Origin of the sequence: Vibrio sp. 10N.247.310.17 (assembly GCF_041466605.1) — a bacterium.
GTDB classification, from domain to species: domain Bacteria; phylum Pseudomonadota; class Gammaproteobacteria; order Enterobacterales; family Vibrionaceae; genus Vibrio; species Vibrio tasmaniensis_A.
Map to the genome: position 1 here is coordinate 1 of NZ_JBFSTC010000099.1, position 21,506 is coordinate 21,506.

17 protein-coding genes are annotated in these 21,506 nt (G+C 43.2%); 7 read left to right on the forward strand and 10 right to left on the reverse strand.

Features of this window, described 5'->3' with window-relative positions; all coding sequences use genetic code 11:
* The 3 genes from AB6D80_RS20780 to speA form a co-directional block, all read right to left on the reverse strand.
* Nucleotides 1-4,132 (reverse strand): retention module-containing protein (locus AB6D80_RS20780; protein ID WP_372032857.1); only part of this gene is annotated, 4,132 nt, incomplete at its 3' end.
* A gap of 726 nt (nt 4,133-4,858) precedes the next feature.
* Nucleotides 4,859-5,785: an agmatinase gene (gene speB, locus AB6D80_RS20785; RefSeq protein WP_009846513.1), complete on the reverse strand. Its 927-nt coding sequence runs from the start codon at nt 5,783-5,785 to the stop codon at nt 4,859-4,861.
* Nucleotides 5,785-7,692, reverse strand: coding sequence for an arginine decarboxylase (speA, locus tag AB6D80_RS20790; protein ID WP_102257374.1), 1,908 nt, complete (start codon nt 7,690-7,692; stop codon nt 5,785-5,787). Before speA ends, speB begins: the two co-directional genes overlap by 1 nt.
* A 557-nt stretch (nt 7,693-8,249) precedes the next feature.
* Between speA and AB6D80_RS20795 the strand changes: the two genes are divergently transcribed.
* The 4 genes from AB6D80_RS20795 to AB6D80_RS20810 all read left to right on the forward strand — a co-directional run bounded on the left by AB6D80_RS20795 (nt 8,250) and on the right by AB6D80_RS20810 (nt 13,685).
* Entirely contained in the window at nt 8,250-9,686 is a 1,437-nt protein-coding gene (locus tag AB6D80_RS20795; protein ID WP_372189470.1) for a coniferyl aldehyde dehydrogenase, read from the forward strand.
* Nucleotides 9,683-10,261, forward strand: coding sequence for a TetR/AcrR family transcriptional regulator (locus tag AB6D80_RS20800; protein ID WP_371707522.1), 579 nt, complete (start codon nt 9,683-9,685; stop codon nt 10,259-10,261). The genes AB6D80_RS20795 and AB6D80_RS20800 overlap by 4 nt, the downstream gene beginning before the upstream one ends.
* A gap of 491 nt (nt 10,262-10,752) precedes the next feature.
* Nucleotides 10,753-12,327 carry an ATP-binding cassette domain-containing protein gene (locus tag AB6D80_RS20805; protein WP_371707521.1) on the forward strand — a complete coding sequence of 525 codons (1,575 nt, stop codon included), beginning with the start codon at nt 10,753-10,755 and terminating at the stop codon, nt 12,325-12,327.
* A 119-nt stretch (nt 12,328-12,446) separates the two neighbouring features.
* Nucleotides 12,447-13,685, forward strand: coding sequence for a leucine-rich repeat-containing protein kinase family protein (locus AB6D80_RS20810; protein WP_371707520.1), 1,239 nt, complete (start codon nt 12,447-12,449; stop codon nt 13,683-13,685).
* A gap of 120 nt (nt 13,686-13,805) precedes the next feature.
* On the opposite strand, the gene AB6D80_RS20815 is transcribed toward AB6D80_RS20810, so the two are convergent.
* From AB6D80_RS20815 to thrS, 6 genes are all read right to left on the reverse strand, one after another.
* On the reverse strand, nt 13,806-14,255 hold the full coding sequence (locus AB6D80_RS20815) for a hypothetical protein (RefSeq protein WP_371707519.1): 450 nt from the start codon (nt 14,253-14,255) through the stop codon (nt 13,806-13,808).
* A gap of 68 nt (nt 14,256-14,323) precedes the next feature.
* Nucleotides 14,324-14,638 (reverse strand): N(4)-acetylcytidine aminohydrolase, encoded by a 315-nt coding sequence (yqfB, locus tag AB6D80_RS20820; protein ID WP_009846506.1) that lies wholly within the window; start codon nt 14,636-14,638, stop codon nt 14,324-14,326.
* A 168-nt stretch (nt 14,639-14,806) separates the two neighbouring features.
* The gene (rplT, locus tag AB6D80_RS20825; RefSeq protein WP_004733517.1) at nt 14,807-15,160 is read right to left on the reverse strand and encodes a 50S ribosomal protein L20; all 354 of its coding nucleotides are present in this window, start codon (nt 15,158-15,160) and stop codon (nt 14,807-14,809) included.
* Between the two features lie 42 nt (nt 15,161-15,202).
* Nucleotides 15,203-15,397, reverse strand: coding sequence for a 50S ribosomal protein L35 (rpmI, locus tag AB6D80_RS20830; RefSeq protein ID WP_004738430.1), 195 nt, complete (start codon nt 15,395-15,397; stop codon nt 15,203-15,205).
* A 104-nt stretch (nt 15,398-15,501) separates the two neighbouring features.
* Entirely contained in the window at nt 15,502-16,053 is a 552-nt protein-coding gene (infC, locus tag AB6D80_RS20835) for a translation initiation factor IF-3 (RefSeq protein WP_077680304.1), read from the reverse strand.
* Between the two features lie 2 nt (nt 16,054-16,055).
* Entirely contained in the window at nt 16,056-17,984 is a 1,929-nt protein-coding gene (gene thrS, locus AB6D80_RS20840; RefSeq protein WP_029223062.1) for a threonine--tRNA ligase, read from the reverse strand.
* 493 nt (nt 17,985-18,477) lie between these two features.
* Between thrS and AB6D80_RS20845 the strand changes: the two genes are divergently transcribed.
* The 3 genes from AB6D80_RS20845 to AB6D80_RS20855 all read left to right on the forward strand — a co-directional run bounded on the left by AB6D80_RS20845 (nt 18,478) and on the right by AB6D80_RS20855 (nt 20,947).
* Nucleotides 18,478-19,101 carry a hypothetical protein gene (locus AB6D80_RS20845; protein WP_009846503.1) on the forward strand — a complete coding sequence of 208 codons (624 nt, stop codon included), beginning with the start codon at nt 18,478-18,480 and terminating at the stop codon, nt 19,099-19,101.
* 1,071 nt (nt 19,102-20,172) lie between these two features.
* Nucleotides 20,173-20,604 carry a hypothetical protein gene (locus tag AB6D80_RS20850; RefSeq protein ID WP_065681505.1) on the forward strand — a complete coding sequence of 144 codons (432 nt, stop codon included), beginning with the start codon at nt 20,173-20,175 and terminating at the stop codon, nt 20,602-20,604.
* Nucleotides 20,597-20,947, forward strand: coding sequence for a hypothetical protein (locus AB6D80_RS20855; RefSeq protein WP_009846499.1), 351 nt, complete (start codon nt 20,597-20,599; stop codon nt 20,945-20,947). Before AB6D80_RS20850 ends, AB6D80_RS20855 begins: the two co-directional genes overlap by 8 nt.
* Before the next feature lie 244 nt (nt 20,948-21,191).
* Here AB6D80_RS20855 and AB6D80_RS20860 read toward each other — a convergent pair.
* Nucleotides 21,192-21,506, reverse strand: a 315-nt coding sequence (locus AB6D80_RS20860; protein ID WP_372189473.1) for a tetratricopeptide repeat protein, incomplete at its 5' end; no start/stop codon positions are given.

Below are 21,506 nucleotides of genomic sequence, written 5' to 3' on the forward strand. Positions count from 1 at the left end.
CGATGTACCCCCCAGTCGTGTTTGGATCGGCTTTAAGCTCAACGACCAACCCATTAGATTTAAGTGTGTCGTTGGTATTAAATAAGCTTGGCTCAATGCGGAAGCTGGTGACATTATCGCTTTGATTGGTGAACTGAATAATCTCAGTTTGACTCACAGGCACGGTGCTTGCTGCCGAGCCATCGGCTAGATTGGATTCTGATAGCGTGACGCTAGGAATAGTATTGATGATTGGAATATCACCATCGGTGATGGTCAAAGTCACGGTGGATGTCACCGGATCTTTATCAAAGTCACTTGACGTCACTACGATTGTTTTAACGATGTCTTCGTTGTTTGTATGAACTAAATCGCGATTGGGTTCAAAGCGCACTTCACCTTGCAGGGTGATGACTAACGTCCCTTCAGTGAAACCAAACCGCTGCTCACCAGTATCTGTTTGAACCAATGTTCTAAGTTGTCCGTCATAAACGAACTGAGTGATTGTTGCACCATCTGCACTTTGCACTGGCATCACATCAACAGTGCCAGTCGTAACAACACCAGCAGCCAAATCAGCCACCGTTGGCTCAGTAATGGTTAACGTTTGGTTTTGCATGCCTTGCACATCATCGCTGACCGTCACTTTCAATGGCGACATCAATGAATCATCACCATCGCGGTCTACCGCATAAACGGGTAAATCAAAGCTCAATTCATTATTTGCTTGGCCATCAGCATGATCTAATGCTTCAAGTAGAGTAAAGGTGTACTCACCCACCGTGCTGGTAGAGAAGCTAATCGTAAAGACCGGAACTTCTGGGTTGGATCCATCTTTCACAAAGCCAATGTACTGGTTGCTGTTTTGTGGATCGACACGTAACTCGACGGCTAACCCGCCCGATTTAAGCGCGTCGTTGGTGTTGAATTGAGCAGGGTCGATACGGAACTTGACGACATCATCACTTTGATTGGTAAACTGAATAATCTCAGTTTGACTCACAGGCACGGTGCTTGCTGCCGAGCCATCGGCTAGATTGGATTCTGATAGCGTGACGCTTGGAATAGTATTGATGATTGGAATATCACCATCGGTGATGGTCAAAGTAACGGTGGATGTCACCGGATCTTTATCAAAGTCACTTGACGTCACCACGATCGTCTTAACGATATCTTCGCTGCTTGTGTGGTTTAAATCGCGATTGGGTTCAAAGCGTATTTCACCTTCAAGGGTAACAAACAGTTTTCCCTCAGGCACAGTGATAAGCTGCTCTCCCGTTAAGCCCTGATTCAAGGTGTAAACGGTATTGTCATACGTGATCTGGGTAATGGTCGCGCCATCAGCACTCTGATCAGGCATCACATCAATGGTGGCAGTCGTCACCTTACCAGCAGCCAAATCCGCAACCGTCGGTTCAACAATATTGAGCACACCATCTTTCATGATTTGCACATCATCACCGATGGTCATTGTAAGCGGGGAAATTTGCGAGTTATCGCCATCAGTGTCCACGGCATAAACAGGCAGTTCAAAGCTCAGGTCGTTATTTGCAAGGCCATCTTCATGATCTAACGCTTCAAGCAGCGTGAAGGTGTATTTCCCTAATGTACTTGTAGAAAAGCTAATCGTGAACACTGGGACATCAGGGTTTACCCCATCGTTAACAAAACCTATATAAGTACCTGAGTTCTGAGGGTCTTCCTTGAGTTCAACGACAAGCCCATTCGATTTGAGCGTATCATTAGTATTGAACAAGTTTGGATCAATTCGAAAACTCGCGACATCATCACTACCGGCTGTAAACGTAATCGTTTCAGTGGCGCTAACCGCATTTCCGCTTGGCGAAGATCCATCACCAAGATTCGTTTCAGATAATGTCACTGGTGGAACTAGGTTAATTACCGGATCTTGGCCATCAGTAATACTAAGATCAAGCGTTGAGAAGCTCTCGTCGCCATCAGCATCTTCAGCTAAAAAGGCAAATTGTTTTACTATGGTTTCGCTGCTTGAGTGGTTGATATCACGAGCGACTTCAAAACTAAAATCACCATTGAGTGAAATCGTTGCAACCCCTTCTGTAAATGGGAAAGTTTGTGCCGCATCTGGGAGTAGATTTTGGTCTAACTTGTATTCGACCCCATCGTAAGACAATGATTGGATTGTCGAACCATCCGCACCCTCAAAGTTGAATAGATTATAAGAAACAACAGTATCACCCGCCAAAGTCGGTTCATCGACGGAAACGACATTATCGATGAGTTCGACCACATCATCTTTTACACTGATTAAGATCTCAGCAGCTTCTGGTGTATTTGACCCACCAGATAGTGCAGAGCGGTCGCCATCCGCGTCAACCGCGTAAATGGGCAATACAAAGGTTAGCAACTCACCTTCAGAACCTTGATGTGAAAGCGATTCGTACAGAGTAAATTCATAATTCCCCAATGATGGACTATCGACTTTAACGTCAAAGACCGTAATTCGAGATCCATTGACCTCAACATAACCTTCATACGTTCTCACACCATTGGTTTGACTAACTAACTCTAATTGAACGGCAGCACCATTGGAAACCAAGGCTCCCGCTGTATTAAATTCAGTCGGTTCAAGTTCGTAATGGTCAATAATGTCACTTTCAAAAACACTTGCTGTGATACTGCCAATACCGCCTACTGGGGTTGTTCCTTCTTGTGAGCCGCCAACAATGCCTGACTCATCAACATCGATGCCATCAACATTAATAATGAACGGGCTATCACCATCAGAGATATCAACCTTAATCGTATTCGTTACGACATCCTGGTCAAAATCGGTAACCGTGATCGGTAGAGAGAATGAAAGCGTGTCGGAGCTCACTTCTTCTATTGGTTTAAACTGTTGGAAATTATATGCGCCATCGGTATCGAGAGAGATTGTGAGAACAACCTCACCTCTCCCTTGAATAGACAGAGTGATCGTTGTTCCGTCATCAGACAGTCTTGCTACCGTATTTTGGTTATCACTGAGCAACCCATCAAACTCTTCTAACGCACTTGCATCAAAGACAGCAGATTGAAGTTTATCACTTCCAATATTAGAAAAAGTGCCTTCAATAGGTGCACTACTCGTTTCTACATTATTGATATTCACGCTTTCAGCAGACGGATTCACCCCGTCAAATAAAGTAACCAGCGCATTAATTGGTGATGCTATTGGGTTTCCTGCGGAGTCTTCACCTTGAATATCAAAAGCAAAGTTAATTTGATCGCCAGTATAAGAGACCTGCCCACCACCGATAGACGGAACATGATCAATAGATTGAGAAATCGTGGTGGTTAATGAGATATCGATATTATTGCCAACACTAGTAGCATCAATATCGATACGTAATACTTCGTCAGTACCTTGAACACCAACAATGGAATTCGTTACCGAGTCGTAAGTAAACGTGACAACTTGGCCGCTTGATGTAATGTCGTTATTAAGCTCACTTAGGAGTGAAGCAAGGGAGAGTGTGTCTGGGACAAAAGAATCTGGGTCTAGAGCTAAACTGCCCGCAATAATCGTTTCTGTGGTCGTAATAGATTGGGGGTAGGTATTGCCAGAAATAGAACCTTCAGTGACTGATTCGCTGATCGATTGACCACCAGCTGAACGGGTGATCGTTCTAAATTCCTCTCGAGTTTCCTCTACCTCTTCTTTCGCAAGCCCTGATGTCTCAAAGAATGTCGAGGGCTGAGTTTGAATATTATTGTATTCAATCGTAACAAAGCCAGCATTTGCAGAGCCTAGCCCTTCACCAGCAGCCGTTGCTTCCAAAATTTCAGTAGGATCGGCGCCACCTAAAATAGCTTCTTGGATTGCCGCAATATCATCGTCAGTAAAGGCTCCGTCGTCAGATTGCTCTAGATCGAAATTGACCTCTCCGGCGATAGGGGCATCAGCCCAAGACAATTCTTGGTCAATACATCCAACACAATTCTCGCCAACCAGAACCTCACCATTTGGAGCACCTAATACAAGTTCTGCATTATTTGCGGTAATGACTATCTCATTTTCACGGATGATATCGCCAACTAGAACTTTTTTTGGGTTGCCGTCAGGTGTTACTACAACCACATCCCCACTTACTGCTTCAACAACCGCAGCTTGGCGCGAAACCTCAATATCCATATATCCCCCCGTTATCACAAGCACTCTTATCTAGAGCTGTACAAATTATTTTTGTTAATCATTACAGGCTTTAATCAAATTCATACTTACCCCTCATCAATGGCCAATCTTTTGTTGTGCCTCTTCGAGTTGAAAAGAGATAAGAATTTAACCTGTTTTTTTTATAGTTTACTTACTGTTAAGCCTAGTCTTCCCCATAAAAAATGCCATGTCTGTGCTAAGAGACTCCTTTTCACAAATTCACTTATTCTCTATGGATTTCTAAAACACAAATTAAACGTTAGTAGTGCATTGATTTATATGCAAATAAACTCACAGCGATGTTACATCTCTTTAATCCTATAAAGATATACAGGAATAAAGTAGATAAATCATGAGCGAATATCAGACATTGCTTGAGGCAAACGATGTGATAGCAACAAAGCAGAGAGTAGTCCCAAACTTGAGACAATGTTCAGCACAAAGCGGATGAAAAACCATTTATTAAGCGTATATTTCGCCAATTTCATATATGCCCATCAACATATTAAGGTGCTATGGAGGAACAATAGTCATGACTTATCATTCGATACACACATATCAAAAGGAATACGTTTTAGGACAAAACAATAGATACAAAAAAGCCGTCCGAGTTTAACTCGGGCGGCTTTTAGAAGATCATGCACCGTAATATGGTGTTTATCTGTAAAACGAGATTGTCACGTTCAACATGGCTCGCTAACTATTTTATTTTGTTAAACGATTTGCCGTCCAAACGTAAAGCAGCTCAAGTGCGATAGTTGCACCAGCTAGAGCGGTAATTTCGCTTTGGTCATAGGCTGGAGACACTTCTACTACATCCATACCAACCATGTTGATACCTTGTAAGCCACGGATGATTTTGAGCACTTTATCTGAATTCAAACCACCACACACTGGTGTCCCAGTACCCGGAGCAAACGCAGGGTCCAGACAGTCAATATCAAACGTTAGGTAAACTGGCTTATCACCAACAATGCCTTTCACTTGAGCAATGATCTCATCCACGCTCATGTCATTCGCTTGCATCGCATTGATAACATTAAAGCCATGACCTTCCTGCTTATACTCTGTACGAATACCTATTTGCACAGAATGCTCAGGCGAGATTAACCCTTCATTTGGCGCATGGTAGAACATAGTACCGTGATCGTAACGACTACCCTGACTGTAAGTATCAGTGTGCGCGTCAAAATGAATCAGAGCCATTTCACCGTACTTCTTGCCGTATGCTCTTAGCAAAGGCAGTGTAATGAAGTGATCGCCACCTAAACCTAACAGTGTTTTACCACTGTTTAGAATCGCATCAGCGGCTGCTTCTAAACGCTGAGTTAAGTCTTCAGCATCACCGCAATCAAACACAAGATCGCCAGCATCAATTACCGAGGTATGTTCAAATACATTGAAGTCCCAAGGAAACTTTTTGCCTTCCCACGCCAAGTTTACCGACGCACGACGAATCGCATCAGGCCCCATGCGAGCACCCGGGCGGCCTGATGTCGCCATATCTAACGGCGCGCCCAACACAACCACGTCAGCGTCGTTATCGATTGGGTTCTGCACCAGTGGACGACGCATAAACGTCATCGCATTGGAATACAGCGAGTAATCTGGTTTGGTAAATAGATCGTTCATTAAAAATCCTCAAGATAGGTGTAACCCATCAAGCCTTGCTCTAACTCTTCAAGTACGCTTTGCTGCTCTTGTGCTGGTACTTTCGCCGTGACCAAATCTTTGTAGTTCTGACGAATCAGATCCGTATCAATGTGAACATAACGCATCATGTCTTCAACCGTATCGCCTTCATTGATGTAGTCGATATTCGCTTGGCCACTTTCATCAACATTCACCACTACACTGTGGGTATCACCAAATAGGTTATGCATATCACCCAAGATCTCTTGGTATGCGCCTACTAAGAAAAAGCCCATCAGGTATGGTTCATCTGGGTTCCATGCAGGAACTGGCAGAGTCGTTTCAATACCTTGACCATCAACATACTGGTCAATCGTACCGTCAGAATCACAAGTAATATCCAATACTACAGCGCGTCGCTCGTCCGCATTATCCAAACCACTTAGAGGCAATACAGGGAACACCTGATCGATACCCCAAGCATCTGGCAACGATTGGAACAGCGAGAAGTTCACGAAAAACTTATCAGCCAAACGCTCGCTCAACTCATCCAAAATAGGACGGTGGTAACGGTTCTTAGTACTCATACGAGAGCTAAGTTCGTAGTTAATGCGCAAAGACATCTGCTCTGCCCAAGCACGGTGCTGAAGGTTCAGCATACCCGTCGCAAATTGGTTGTGTGCTTCTGCGATATCACTTTGCGTGTCGTTGTAGATCTCAATCAGCGCGCGGTCATCATTACCCGCATCTAGCTCTAAGAAATTCTTCCACATGTTGTTTAGCAACATTGGTGCGTCAGCTTCAGGCGCAGCCATATCTTCCGGAGAATAGCTTTCTGTACCGATCACGTTAGTAACAAGCACAGCGTGATGCGCAGTCAACGAACGACCAGACTCAGAAATGATCACAGGTTGTGGTTGATTGTAGAGCTTACAAATATCCCCTACTGTCATCACGATGTTGCGAGCGTACTCAAGCAAGCCGTAGTTCATTGAGTTTGAAGATTGGCTGCGTGTGCCGTCGTAATCGACTGCCAAGCCACCACCAACATCTAAGAACTTCAGTTGAGCACCGATATCGCGCAGTTCACAGTAGAAACGAGCCGCTTCACTCACACCATTTCGCACATCACGAATATTGGCCATTTGTGAGCCAAGATGGAAATGCACTAACTCTAAAACATCGAGTTGGTCTTCTGCTTTTAAACGTTCAATAACGGTAAGCACTTGTGATGCAGACAAACCAAACTTCGACTTCTCCCCACCACTTGCTTGCCATTTACCTGCGCCTTGAGAAGCAAGACGAATACGTAAACCTAAACGAGGTTTCACGCCAAGCGCTTTCGCTTCAGAAAGAACAAGATCAAGCTCAGACAACTTCTCTAGAACGATAAATACTTTGTGGCCTAGCTTTTCGCCAATAAGCGCAAGACGGATGTATTCTCTGTCTTTGTAACCGTTACACACGATCACAGAGCTCGCTTTTTGAGCCAGTGCCAATACCGCTAATAGTTCAGGCTTGCTGCCCGCCTCTAAACCAAGCTGCTTCTGCTCTAATTGAGCTTGGCTCGCTAAGATCTCGTCAACCACTTCTTTCTGTTGGTTAACTTTAATCGGGTAAACAAGTAGGTAACGGTTATCGTACTGATATTCGTCGATCGCTTGGTTGAATGCGTTACAGATATTGTGCACACGTTGATGCACTATTTGAGGAAAACGCACAAGAGCAGGCAAACCAATATTTCTCTGCTCTAACTGTTTTACGATCTGACTTAGCGGAACTTGATGATCGGTTTCGCTCGGTGAAACATACACCTCGCCATTATCATCAATTCCATAAAAACCTTGGCTCCAGTGCTTTACATTATACTCAGCACGGATGCGTTCCAAATTAACCGAATTTTCCAATTCTAGAGACCTCACACTATAGGGCCATCGACAGAAGATACCTCATTGGAATAGCGAGGTATAACCCAACAAAAAACGTTCGAAAACGATTTGTTGGCTGCATTAACCGATATTATTAAGAGTGAGTCCAACCATTGATATTTGTGGTTACGATTACGTTTTTTTATCGTCGCCCCGACTTAAAGTGACAGGTAAGGTATTACAAGGTTTTAGGCCAAAAAACAGGCTGAAGCGCATGAGATTTAAAGCACTTTCTAACAAAGAATCAGGTGAATAAAATACCAAAGACACATAAAATTCTTAGCTAACCTGGTCAAGTTAAGTCAGGGTTGTGACAAATATGCGCACTTCCCAATCTGAACTCTCGCTATCACAAACACAACTTGTATCCCGTGATTCGATACCTATAAACACTTCGTTCTTCCAACTAAAACTCGCTCACTTCAATGTTGTAGCCGCTCAATTATTGAACTTTTCTCGTGCATATCTTGTATTCGATTCGATCTTCTTGTAAATTCAACCGACCAATCGGTCAGCTTTCGAATTTAGGGGATACTATGAGCCATAATCTAGACCTTGAACCAAACACGTCGAGCATCAACGACATGGATCAAATGTTCAACCGACAAAAAGATCACTACCGCTGTAATGTTAATCCAACGCTTGAGCAGAGAAGAAAAAACCTCTCAGAATTAAAAGCGTTGCTAATGCGCTATCAAGAGCAATTGATTGATGCGGTATCTGAAGATTATGGCCATCGAGCAAAACACGACAGCTTGATTGCTGATATCACCCCTTCTCTTCACCAGATCAATTACAGCCTGAAGAACCTTAAGAAATGGTTGAAGCCATCTCGCAGAAAAGCAGGCTTAATGCTGACACCCGCGAAGATCACCGTTCATTATCAGCCAGTAGGTGTTGTCGGTATCATTGTTCCTTGGAACTTCCCGGTGATGCTCTCTTTAGGGCCCCTCATCACTGCGTTGGCAGCAGGTAATACTGCAATGCTCAAGATGTCTGAGTTCACTCCTGCGACAAACCGAGTTTTGAAAGCGATGTTGGCTGAGGGTTTTAACGAAGATCGGGTTGCGATTATAGAAGGTGAAGCTGACGTTTCCGCGAAATTTAGCCAACTCCCGTTTGATCATATTCTATTCACAGGGTCGACCTCTGTGGGTAAGCACGTAATGAGAGCAGCAGCCAACAACTTAACGCCAGTAACTTTGGAATTGGGTGGCAAGTCTCCAACGATTATTGCTCCGGACTTTGATGTCGCTGACGCCGTTGAACGCATCCTGTTTGCAAAAAGCTTAAACGCTGGCCAGATTTGTGTGGCGCCCGATTACATCTTATTGCCACGAGAAAAAACGGACGCGTTCATCACGGCTTATAAGCTCTACTTCAAAAAACTATATAAAGCAGGTATTGAAAGCAAAGACTTAACCTCAGTGATCGATATGCGCCAATACAATCGTTTGAAGGGTGTGATTGCAGATGCTCAGTCTAAAGGTGCGGTTATTCACACTGTCACCGAGCAAGCACAAGACGATGTGAACCACAGAATGACGCCACACCTCCTAACCGAAGTGAACGACGACATGGTCGCAATGCAAGAAGAGTTGTTTGGCCCTGTTCTGCCGATTGTGCCTTATGATTCTATTGAAGAAGCGATCAACTACATCACAACAAGAGAACGTCCACTTGCTCTGTATCTGATGAGTCATGATAAGCAAACCCAAGACCAGTTCTTATCGAATACACATTCTGGCGGTGTTTGTATCAACGACTCGCTAGTGCATGTGGCAGCAGAAGACGCACCGTTCGGTGGCATTGGCCCTTCAGGCATGGGACACTACCATGGTATTGAAGGCTTCAAGACCTTTAGCCATGCCAAAACCGTTCTAAGTAGAGGAAAAATTAACTTCACCAAGTTAATGCACCCTCCTTACAACAACCCAATTAAAAAGATTCTGTTCAAAGTACTAAATAGATGATTACGAAAAGGCAAAAAATCCTAGATGCTGCACTCCTGCTCTTCTCTCAGCAAGGGCTAGAGGGTACATCTACAGGACAAATAGCGAAAACAGCAGGCGTAGCAAAGGCGACACTGTTTCATCACTTTGAGAACAAATCTCTACTGATTGATGAACTGTTTCGTGAACTGAAAATAGAGCTATTTTCTACCCTTGACCAGCACACAGAAATCGCTGAACAAGATCGCTACCAAGCCTTTAAGTTCATGTGGATTACAGGGCTTGAATGGGCGTTAAAAAATCCAGTTGCGATGAAGTTCTTCACTAATGTTCATTTCGATCCGACGACTCAAACTCGAGAAGTCATCGTCTCACAGATGTTCGCATCATTAGACGAGATCATTTTGAAAGGACAAGAAACTGGTGAACTGATGGTATTAGACATCAATCTTGTTAGGCACTTCATCCACAGCCACTTTCTGATTTGTACAAACTGGTTGATTGAACAGAATGAGTTACCACTAGAGCAGTCAGCCAAGTACATCAGCGATAGCTTTGACATGTGTTGGCGAGCTGTCGGCGGACGAAACCTGTAATTTTCAAATTCTTTGAAGCTCTTGCTTTCAAAGAACACTCTAAAGCTCCTCATGGTTATATCTATATATAGGCATGAGGCGCTTTAATTATTTGGATACATTTTAATCACATCACCATATTGACTTTAAGCAGTCTCTTTCAGTAACATCCCACCATCATTTCAAAAGAGAATAACGCCATAATGAAGTACTAACATCCTGACATCCGATTTATTTTTATAAAAATCATTTGGACACTCGGGGTTAGTGGGCGTTACTTCGTCATCTATTTTCGCGACAAATCAAGTTCTTAAAGATCCGTCTTTTGACAACATGTATCTTGCAGAACTGTACCTCAAAGACAGAAATTATCTCAGCGCAGCTTTCTATCTTTGATTGGTCATCTACCTAAGTAACGTCTTGGCGATCTATTCTTAGACTCCCATGTTGGTGTCTATGTAGAAAAGCGCCTCACCCCTTTTACTCGTTTACACGTAAAGGGAGGTATTTTTATGCCTACTATATTAGCCAACAATCTCTCATTCCAACTCGATACTGGTGAGTGGTTATTCAAAGACATCACCTTTAATCTGAACACGCGCCTTACAGGTCTAGTTGGAAGAAATGGAGCTGGGAAGTCACTACTGCTTTCGTTACTGGTCGGGCAAACACAACCCACATCAGGCAGTGTTTCCAGACAAGGCTCGATCGGCTTTTACTCCCAGTTGCCTTCAAAGCTATTGGATAGCACAACCAGCATTGCTGACTTCTTGGGGATCACCGAAAAGTTAGACGCATTACACGCCATAGAACAAGGTAGCTGCGAACTGCAGCACTTCAATATCGTTGGCGAGGATTGGGATTTACAAGCGAACACGAAGCAACTTTTAGCCACATTGAAAATAACCAGTGGGTTGAACACGCCGTGCCATACATTGAGTGGTGGGCAACTCGCCCTTTTACAGCTTCATCAATTATTTGTATCAAACCACTACATACTGATTCTCGACGAACCTTCAAACCATTTGGATAGCAACGGACGCAATTGGTTACTAGAACAGTGCCAGTTGTTTGAAGGCAAAGTGCTTGTCGTCAGTCACGATCGAAGCTTGTTGAGACACATGGAAGGGATCTGTCATCTCAACAGTTTGGGCATGCGTTTCTACAAAGGGAATTACGATGATTACTTCACGCAAATGTCGAGTCAAAGTGAAGCACTGGACAAGCAGATAACGCATCATCAATCGGAAAAGAAACGACTCGAGCGCCAAGCTCAGACTAATAAGGAAAAAGCCCAACAACGTGAGTCTCAAGGTAACCGACTCCGAAAATCGGGTAGCCAACCCAAGATATTATTGGATGCAATGAAAGATAAAGCAGGGCGAACCCAAGGTGCATCGGCAACAAGCCACAAGAACTTAAAGGATCAAAACCAACATAAACTTCAATTTCTTCAAGAACAACAAGAACAACTGAAGCCGCAAGCGTTGTACCTACAACAAGCGGATGCTACTAAAAAACACTCACTATTAACCGTTGAAGAGTGTCGCCTAAATTTTGGTTCTAGTGCTCCTATTAGCTTCTCTCTATCACAGGGAGAACGATGTTATCTAACTGGGGCTAATGGGTGCGGAAAATCGACACTGTTAAAAGCCATTCACGGCCAACACTCGAACTATATCGGATCCATTAAGCGCTTAGGGGCGACCGTATACTTGGATCAACACTTTGGCCTGTTAGACACCAACGACACCATGTTCGATAGCTTGATGACACACGGCTTTGGGTTAACAGAAAGTGACGCACGAACCTTGCTCGCTGGAATAGGGTTCAGGCGAGACTCTGTATACCGAAAAGTGGCTCATTTAAGTGGTGGTGAAAAAATGAAACTGGCGATGTTGATCGTTAGCCGTAAACAGGATGCCCCACTTCTTTTGCTTGATGAGCCAGACAATCACTTGGACATAGACTCAAAGCAAATATTGGCTTCGGCTCTGCGTGAATACCAAGGTGCGTTCATCTTGGTCAGTCATGATAGCGATTTTGTTGAGGAGGTCGGCGTTAGCCAAAACCATATCCAGCTTTAGTCCATGTCCCTAAACCTTGAGTCTTAAACCTGTTAGGCGAGCTTCATTACTGATGCTCGCCTTTCTCGGTTGAGACAAGTAAACTACACGCCTCGAACATCTATTCATAAGGCTAAGGTTTGCATACTCTAGAACAACTTAAATCAGGGCAACTTAAAGGGATTAAGCACTTAAAACTGTCAGCAGAGCTCACTGAATTTCCATTAGAGATCTTAGAGCTTGCCGATTCTCTAGAGGTTCTAGACCTTTATGGAAACCAACTATCAAGCTTACCAGACGAGCTATCACAGCTGACTAACCTGCGTATCATCTTCGCGTCGAATAACCTGTTCACGCACCTTCCTGATGTTCTAGGTACTCTTCCTAAGCTCGAAATGGTTGGCTTCAAATCTAATCAAATTAAAACCGTCAGCGAGCAATCTTTACCTGCTCAATTACGTTGGTTGATCCTGACAGACAATGCAATCGAGGTTCTCCCTCACTCACTAGGTGAAAGACCACGCCTGCAAAAGCTCGCATTGGCAGGTAACAAGATTCGTGTTTTACCAGAAAGTATGGAAAAGCTATCAAACCTTGAACTAGTTCGTATGTCTGCAAACCAACTGACTGAATTCCCAGAGTTCCTTATCAAGCTACCAAAATTGGCTTGGTTAGCGTTTGCGGGTAATCCGTTTTGCAAACACCCAAGTAGTTTAGATAGCGTGCCTGCTGTGAGCTCACAATGCTACTCACTCAATCAAGTACTTGGGCAAGGTGCGTCTGGCGTAATTTCACATGCTAACTGGTTAAACCGTGACTTTGATTTCCCACAAGAAGTGGCCGTTAAAGTATTCAAAGGCGAAGTAACCAGTGACGGTTACCCACATGATGAACTCGAAGCGTGTCTTCAAGCAGGCCAACATAGCAACCTAGTGAAGTCTATCGCTCAAGTTGATGAAGAGAACTACCTAGCATTGGTGATGGAGCTTATCCCGAGCAACTATTACAACCTAGGTTTGCCCCCTACTCTTGAAAGCTGCACTCGCGATACGTTCAACGAAGGCTTCGAGCTTTCAATTGCTCAGATCAATAGCATTACCGAACAGATGATTGATGTGTTTGAACATCTTCATGCCAACAAAGTTTGTCATGGTGATCTATACGCTCACAACACTTTAGTGAATGAGCAAGGTCAGATGATCTTTGGCGACTTTGGAGCGGCAACTATCTACGACTACCTAACTGAAGAGCAACAGCAAGGCATTCGCCGAATTGAAGCACGTGCATTGAAGTACTTTATTGAAGACCTACTGACGGTTTGTGCAAAGCAAGATCAAGACAGCGAGCTTTATACTCAACTGGCGAACTTCGAAGCTTAATGGCGTGTTGATTGGAAGTAATCGGTCGAATTGAAAACAACAAAGCCAACATCACTGTTGGCTTTTTTATTCTTGGAATATCACTTATTCTAATGGACAAGCAAGGTCGGCTAAAAGGGATTAACGCTCAGCCTGCACCAATTTCAGATACGAATGCAGCTCACCATTTTTATATTCCACCGCAGAGTGAATATTGAGATCAGCACGAGCCACAACAGTAAACTGGTAGCGATTCTCGCCCTTCAAAATCTCGACGTGTAACAACCCATCTTTTAGTTGCCACTGCCCTGTTGTTTCAAATCGATCGAACAAACGATATTCAATCAGAGAACCGTCAGCATTGAAGTGTACTTCAGTGATGTAACCGCCGGGGCAACTCTTCACCCAAACTCGATTCTCGATATCACTGACAATGAAGTCACGCTTTGTATCACGCCACGCTAGAAAGCCTTCGCTATCATAAAGAGCAATGTCGAGATCAGTTCTAGAGATTAACGGCTGCTCATTTTGCTCACGACAATAAAGTTGGAGCAAAATTTGCTGAGCTGCACCATTCTGTAATTCACTCATTGTGACTTCCCTTTCTCATTGCTCTGCGTTAGACGCTGTATTGATCAACAAATTCTATTTAAAGCGGGTTACACAAGCTCGTAAGAAACCACATACAGTTGAGAGATACCCGGATAGATATCTTGAATCACACCCTTGAGGACTTCTAGCGTCATGTTCTCTTGCTCCGCATGGAACTCACCTAAGTCATCAAACAAGATTGGTTCTACACTAATGATCTTAAGATTACAGAATACACGTCCCTGCTCTAGCGTTGATACTTCTACAACGCTACCTGGCTGGTAATTGCGCTCAGATTCATCGCGAATAGTAATCGTCTTCTTGCCAGAAAGGATGTCAGTTTCAAAACGTTCGAAGAACGTCATAGTAGTCGGTGCGGTCATTTATCTCGGTCGCTTAACATTTAAAGGTTAGGTAAATGTTTATATACCAGAATGCTTGTTCAAGCGAATAAAAATTAGATGCGAGAGAATGCGGCAAAGCCAAATAGCAGGCAATAAAAAAGGAGAACCGAAGTTCTCCTTTTATTAAACCTTTAAGCTAACTCTAAATTATAGAGATGCTTTCGCTTTTTCAACTAGAACAGCAAATGCTGCTTTGTCGAATACTGCGATGTCAGCAAGAATCTTACGGTCGATCTCGATAGATGCTTTCTTAAGGCCATTGATGAAACGGCTGTAAGATAGACCATTTTGACGAGATGCCGCGTTGATACGTGCAATCCAAAGTTGACGGAATTGACGTTTCTTGTTGCGACGGTCACGGTAAGCGTATTGACCAGCTTTGGTAACTGCTTGGAAAGCTACGCGGTAAACACGTGAACGTGCTCCGTAGTAACCTTTAGCTTGTTTTAGAACTTTCTTATGACGTGCACGAGCTTGTACACCACGTTTTACGCGAGGCATTATGCTTCTCCTAAACTAAACGAATTTATAAACTAAAAAGAATTAAGCGTATGGCATCATACGTAGAACTTGAGCAACTTCACATTTAGGAAGGATCGAGTTCGGACGTAGCTGACGCTTGTTCTTAGTAGTACGCTTAGTCAGGATGTGACGTTTACCAGCGTGCTTAAACTTAATACCACCAGCAGTTTTCTGGAAACGCTTAGCAGCACCTTTGTTGGTTTTCATCTTAGGCATGATGAATAACTCCGCATTGTTGAGTTGTTAATAACATAGTAATTAGGGCGAATAAAACCCCGCAACCTGAGGCTGCAGGGTTTAATTACTTGCAAGGCCGTTAATTACTTCTTTTTAGGGGCCAACACCATGATCATCTGGCGACCTTCAATTCTCGTTGGGAAAGATTCGACAACTGCAAATTCTTCAGTATCTACTTTCAAACGATTAAGAACGTCAACACCGATTTCTTGGTGAGCCATTTCGCGGCCACGGAAGCGAATTGTTACCTTCACTTTGTTGCCGTCTTCAAGGAAACCAGTCAGGTTGCGTAGTTTTACCTGATAGTCTCCAATATCAGTTCCAGGTCGGAATTTAATTTCCTTGATCTGAACCTGCTTTTGCTTTTTCTTCTGCTCTTTCGCAGCTTTGCTCTTCTCGAAGAGGAACTTACCGTAGTCCATCACACGACAAACTGGCGGCTCGGCGTTAGGGCTGATCTCTACAAGATCCATACCAGCTTCATTTGCAGCTTCCATCGCTTCAGCGATTGTTACTACACCAACAGCTTCGCCGTCTGCGCCAGTTAGACGCACTTCACGAACGCCACGAATGTCACCGTTTAAACGGTGCTGGTTTTGTTTGGCCGGTTGTTGGCCACGTCTTCCGCCTTTAATAGCTATTCCTCCAGATTGAGCTTACGGCTTGAAACCTCGGCTTGGATGTATGAAATAAAGTCATCCACTTTAAATTTGCCAAGGTCCTTACCTTTACGTGTACGTACTGCAATTTCGCCGGCTTCCATTTCTTGGTCACCACACACAAGCATGAACGGTACACGTTTCAAAGTATGTTCGCGGATTTTAAAGCCAATCTTCTCATTTCTCAAGTCTGCTTTGACTCTAAATCCACTTTTTTGCAGTTTTTTCGCAATTTCTTGTACATATTCAGACTGTTTGTCTGTAATGCCCATAACAATTGCTTGTTCTGGCGCCAACCACGTTGGGAAGAAGCCTGCGTATTCTTCAATAAGAATACCGATGAAGCGTTCTAGTGAACCTAAAATCGCGCGGTGGATCATAACTGGCGTGTGACGCTCGTTATCTTCACCTACGTAAGTTGCACCTAAACGTTCTGGTAATGCAAAATCGAGCTGCACTGTACCACATTGCCATGCGCGGTCCAAACAATCATGCAAAGTAAATTCAATCTTAGGTCCGTAGAACGCACCCTCGCCTTCTTGAATCTCGTATGCAATCTCCATCGCCTCAAGCGCTTGCTTAAGATCGGCCTCTGCACGGTCCCACATTTCGTCTGAACCTACGCGCTGTTCTGGACGAGTAGATAGCTTAACAACAATGTTTTCGAAACCGAAAGTTGTGTAAGTATCGTAAACCATTTCAATACAAGCTTTAACTTCTTGCTGAACTTGGTCTTCAGTACAGAATACGTGAGCATCATCTTGAGTGAAGCCACGAACACGCATAATGCCGTGAAGTGCGCCAGACGGCTCGTTACGGTGACATGAGCCAAACTCAGCCATACGTAACGGTAGATCACGGTAAGATTTCAAACCTTGGTTAAAGATTTGAACGTGACCAGGGCAGTTCATTGGCTTGATCGCGTATTCACGGTTCTCTGAAGAAGTCGTGAACATCGCTTCAGCGTACTTATCCCAGTGACCAGAGCGCTCCCAAAGAACACGGTCCATCATTAATGGGCCTTTTACTTCTTGGTAATCGTACTCAGTCAGCTTCTGACGAATAAATACTTCTAGCTCACGGAAGATAGTCCAACCGTTATGATGCCAGAACACCATGCCTGGTGCTTCTTGCTGCATGTGGAATAGATCTAAGTGCTTACCGATTTTACGGTGATCACGCTTAGCCGCTTCTTCTAGGCGCACTAGGTGAGCCTTAAGCGCTTTTTTGTCGTGGAATGCAGTGCCGTAGATACGTTGAAGCATCTTGTTGTCACTGTTACCACGCCAGTAAGCACCCGCTACGTTAAGTAGCGTGAAGTGTTGGCAGAAGCCCATATGTGGAACGTGTGGACCACGACACATATCGATGTATTCTTCATGATGGTACAGGCCTGGACGATCGTCTTTAGAAACGTTCTCATCCAGGATTTCGATTTTGTAAGTCTCGCCGCGAGCTTCGAATGCGTCACGCGCTTCCTGCCAGCTAACTTTCTTCTTAACAACCTGATACTTGGTCTTCGCTAGCTCTTTCATACGCTTTTCAATCTTTTCTAGATCTTCTTGCGTTAGAGAGTGCTCAAGGTCGATATCGTAGTAGAAACCGTTATCAATGGTAGGACCGATCGCCATTTTCGCTTCTGGAAAAAGCTGCTTAATCGCGTGACCTAAAAGGTGAGCACAAGAGTGACGAACGATCTCAAGGCCATCAACTTCATCTTTAGCTGTGATGATTTCTAGGCTTGCATCGTTTTCGATAAGATCACAAGCATCAACACGCTCGCCATCTACACGACCAGCAATGGTTGCTTTCGCAAGACCAGGACCGATTGATAGGGCAACATCTAGAGTTGATACAGGGTTGTCAAATTGACGCTGACTACCGTCAGGAAGAGTAATAATTGGCATTATTTGTCCTTTACAGTGGTGTTGCACACCAAGCAACACATGAAAATTATTTAATATATTTAATTCAACAAGTTAGATAACTTGATGGGGATATATGTAAGAATTGGTACAAATTCAGGTACAAATACAGATGCACCCTCATTTATTCCAAAGGTATTGTAACGAATTAACATGAAATGACAATAATGTACTGAACAAGAGGTTAAGGAAACATCTCACCTTCACTGACCGAATACGATTATTCTGCTGTTTTAATGCGATGCCCCCTCTTCTTACCCTCTCACAATACTAAGACCTATCATGGCTACAGATCAAGGTTACTCGCCACAAAGCAATCTAACACCTCTAATACATCACTAACCCATTGATTCATTGTTGAATCGAATATATAAATTAGGCATCATTCAGCCTCAAAATACGAAGCATTGCCGTATAAGAAGCATTAAGTACCAGAGTGAGTTTATCGAACCATCAAATAGTAAAGGTGAATGTAATGATGCTTGGTCGAGTTAAAGTTAACAATTTGTTCGCAACAATAGATTGGTGTTTGAAAAAAACATTTCCAACAGATTATGACTCTCGGTGTCTTTATACGGCTTGTGCAATATATTCGATACTGCAGAAAGAAGGTGTTAGTTCCATTATTGTCGGGGGTAATGTCGGCGCATTCACAATGTCAATCGATGGACGTCAAGCTTCCTTAGAGGGCTTTGCTGGTTCAAATCGTGATCAACCAAGTCATTATTGGGTTGAAGTCAACGATGTGTTACTGGATCCAAATGTTTCTTATCTACCAAAAAGCTCGAAAATACCAAGAGTACCAATGCCAATGATTGCTTGGAAGCGAAAAGGGACATTGCCAAAGAGTCTGCAATATAGAGCCCAAATTCGTTACGACGAAAATGTAGAGTTTAGGTTTCCAGGTGACATAGCCGAGCGTATCAGCGGTTTTGTTGATATGTGCCAAAAAAGGTATTCATCGAAAGCAGCAAAGAAGAAACTCTCTGGCTTTATACTTTCTTCACCGGAAAACTTACATCAATATGCAATTTCGGGTAACAAATGGGCAGTTGGAGCAATGCGCTTTGAATCATTACCGTCAGTGCCAACTATTTAGCATTGTAGTAATGGGACTTCACAAGCGCTTAAAACCGATTCCCAACACTCGGCATTTTTGGTTTGCTTCAGCTTAAATTTACAGCACAATAGCTTTAGGTAAGGTGGTTTGCGTTACTCACCACTTAACGCTGCTTTAGCAGTCCTTTTAGACTTCAGGAGACAAGTTAAGTTGGAAGAGCTTAAATATTTAGCGAGAACGTACTACTCCAATACTGTCAGTATGCGATATTTTGGAATGGAAGGTTTAGGGTACCTGTCTATTTCTATTATTCTGTTTGCTCTTGCTGGTTATTTACAGCTTGTTTTGGACTACGTAAACATATCAATTCTTCCAATGCTAATTGCAGGCTTTCTTGGTGGAATTGCACGGCGACATTATGACAAAAATCTCATTCGACATTTGTCCAGCTACACTCTTCTTGATAGTGATAATATCGACTTTCACAAAGCTGTTTATCTACAATCGCTTGTATCTCACATTGGTAAGTCACTTCTTGAAGCAATGAAGAACCTAAAGGAAGTGAGAGAGACTGATGCAAGTAAGCATGGTTTATCAACTCAATCAGAATGGAGTCGGTTTTTCCAGTTTATCTACTCCCCAGACTCGAAGAATAGGATTCTGAGCTTGGTTATTTACCTAATTAGTCTTATTGCTCTTATCACCGTTTCCAAATCGGAGAGTGATACAGTGTTATATGAATTATTGCAGAATGTTACTTGGGACAAGGTACAAAGCTTCGCTTTTTTTAGCATCATATTAATAGTTACAATGTACGCGTTGGTGGTGCTACCAATTTCGTTTGTATATAAATATTTCGCTGTACCGATCCTGTTAAAGGCGTCATCGGTAGATACTCTTTCAAGATTCTTTATATCTGAGTTAAATCGGTATGCGTACCTTGAATGTCGTGCTAATCGGAGCTGCTGACAAACGACTAAGAGTTATTCCCCACGCTCGGTATTTTTGGTTTGGGTGTAGTCCAGTGTTTATGGTGTTCTGGTTAAGTGTCTTGGCAAACATGACTCACACCTTAATATAGTGTTAAGTATACAGGAGATATTTTGAATTATGAGTGATGGAATAGTGGGCAAAGCAAAATTTCGCTGCTCAAAGTGTGGGGAGTTTTACGAAGAAGAAGTTACTTCTTTTGAAGTTACTGGTGGTTCAAGTAGGCAGATGGGGGATGAGAATGAATACACCGCAATAATCTCTGAAGAATGTCATAACTGTGGTTCCAGCTATGAGGTAGAGATGAAGGTTTGGGAATACCCTATAGGTATTATCAATTACACATCTGAAAAATCGAGTGGCGTTGCAGAACTCGAAGCTGATTATGAGCTTTATGATACACCAGTACACGATAGCTCTAGGGTCATGGGGGCTGCAGCTGGAGGTGCAATATTTGGAGCATCAATTGGAGGCCCATTTGGCGCTATTATAGGTGGCATTTTAGGAGGCTTAATTGGAGACTCTGTAGCGAAAGGGGATAAAAATGGATAAAGCCATATATATTCCATCGGCTATATTGGGAGCTATCTTGATCTTAATATATACATACAGGTGTCACAGAGCGAAACGCGAGTTCAATCAGGCTGTAATGGTAAACGCCATACTTCAATCCAGTGGTATCATATGCGGTTTTTTGCTCATTCTAGGAACGTTTAATGATGATGCTAAAAAACTACTAAATGAAATTGATCTATACATATTAATCGCTGGTTTTGCGGTGACTGCAGCTTCAGTGAAAGGAATCTACAAGGATATATTCCTATCCACTGTAATCAAACCTCAAGAATCTAAAGCATCGCTAAAGCGTCAAGAGGAGGTCAAAACGAATCAGTAAACATAGCAAACTATTCAAGATTGATTTGCAACGCTTTGCATTTTTACCATTCGTTTGTTAAAGCAAACAAGATGGTTACAGCTTAGCGTTACGCATCACGCTCAAAACCTAAGTTCGATATTGGCAATTCAGTGTCATGCCAGTGGTGGTGGCTATATGACCCGAAAAATTTTTATTTCGCGGGGTGTAGCCGCGTTTGCGACCTTATAGGCTGCAGAAGAACCTAGGTTACTGAATTTACTGACTAGCTAGACAATAAAGATAGATGATATTTTGCGTAACTATTACCTTTAGATGCTGACGATTGTAACAGCAATATTGCTTTTTCTTTATCAACAGCTCCACCCTGCCCTCTCAAATAAAGCAATGCTAAGCGCAACTCACCTTTAGCATCTTCTAATTGTACAGCTTGTTTATAATACCGCTTCGCTTGCTCGTAATCCTGACCCACACCGTAACCATATTCATAGAGATACCCTAAGTGAACAAAAGCTAGGCTGTAAAGTATCCGCCCCACGAACCCACGGGGCGACTTGTCAGTGTTTGAAGTTCCAAGGTA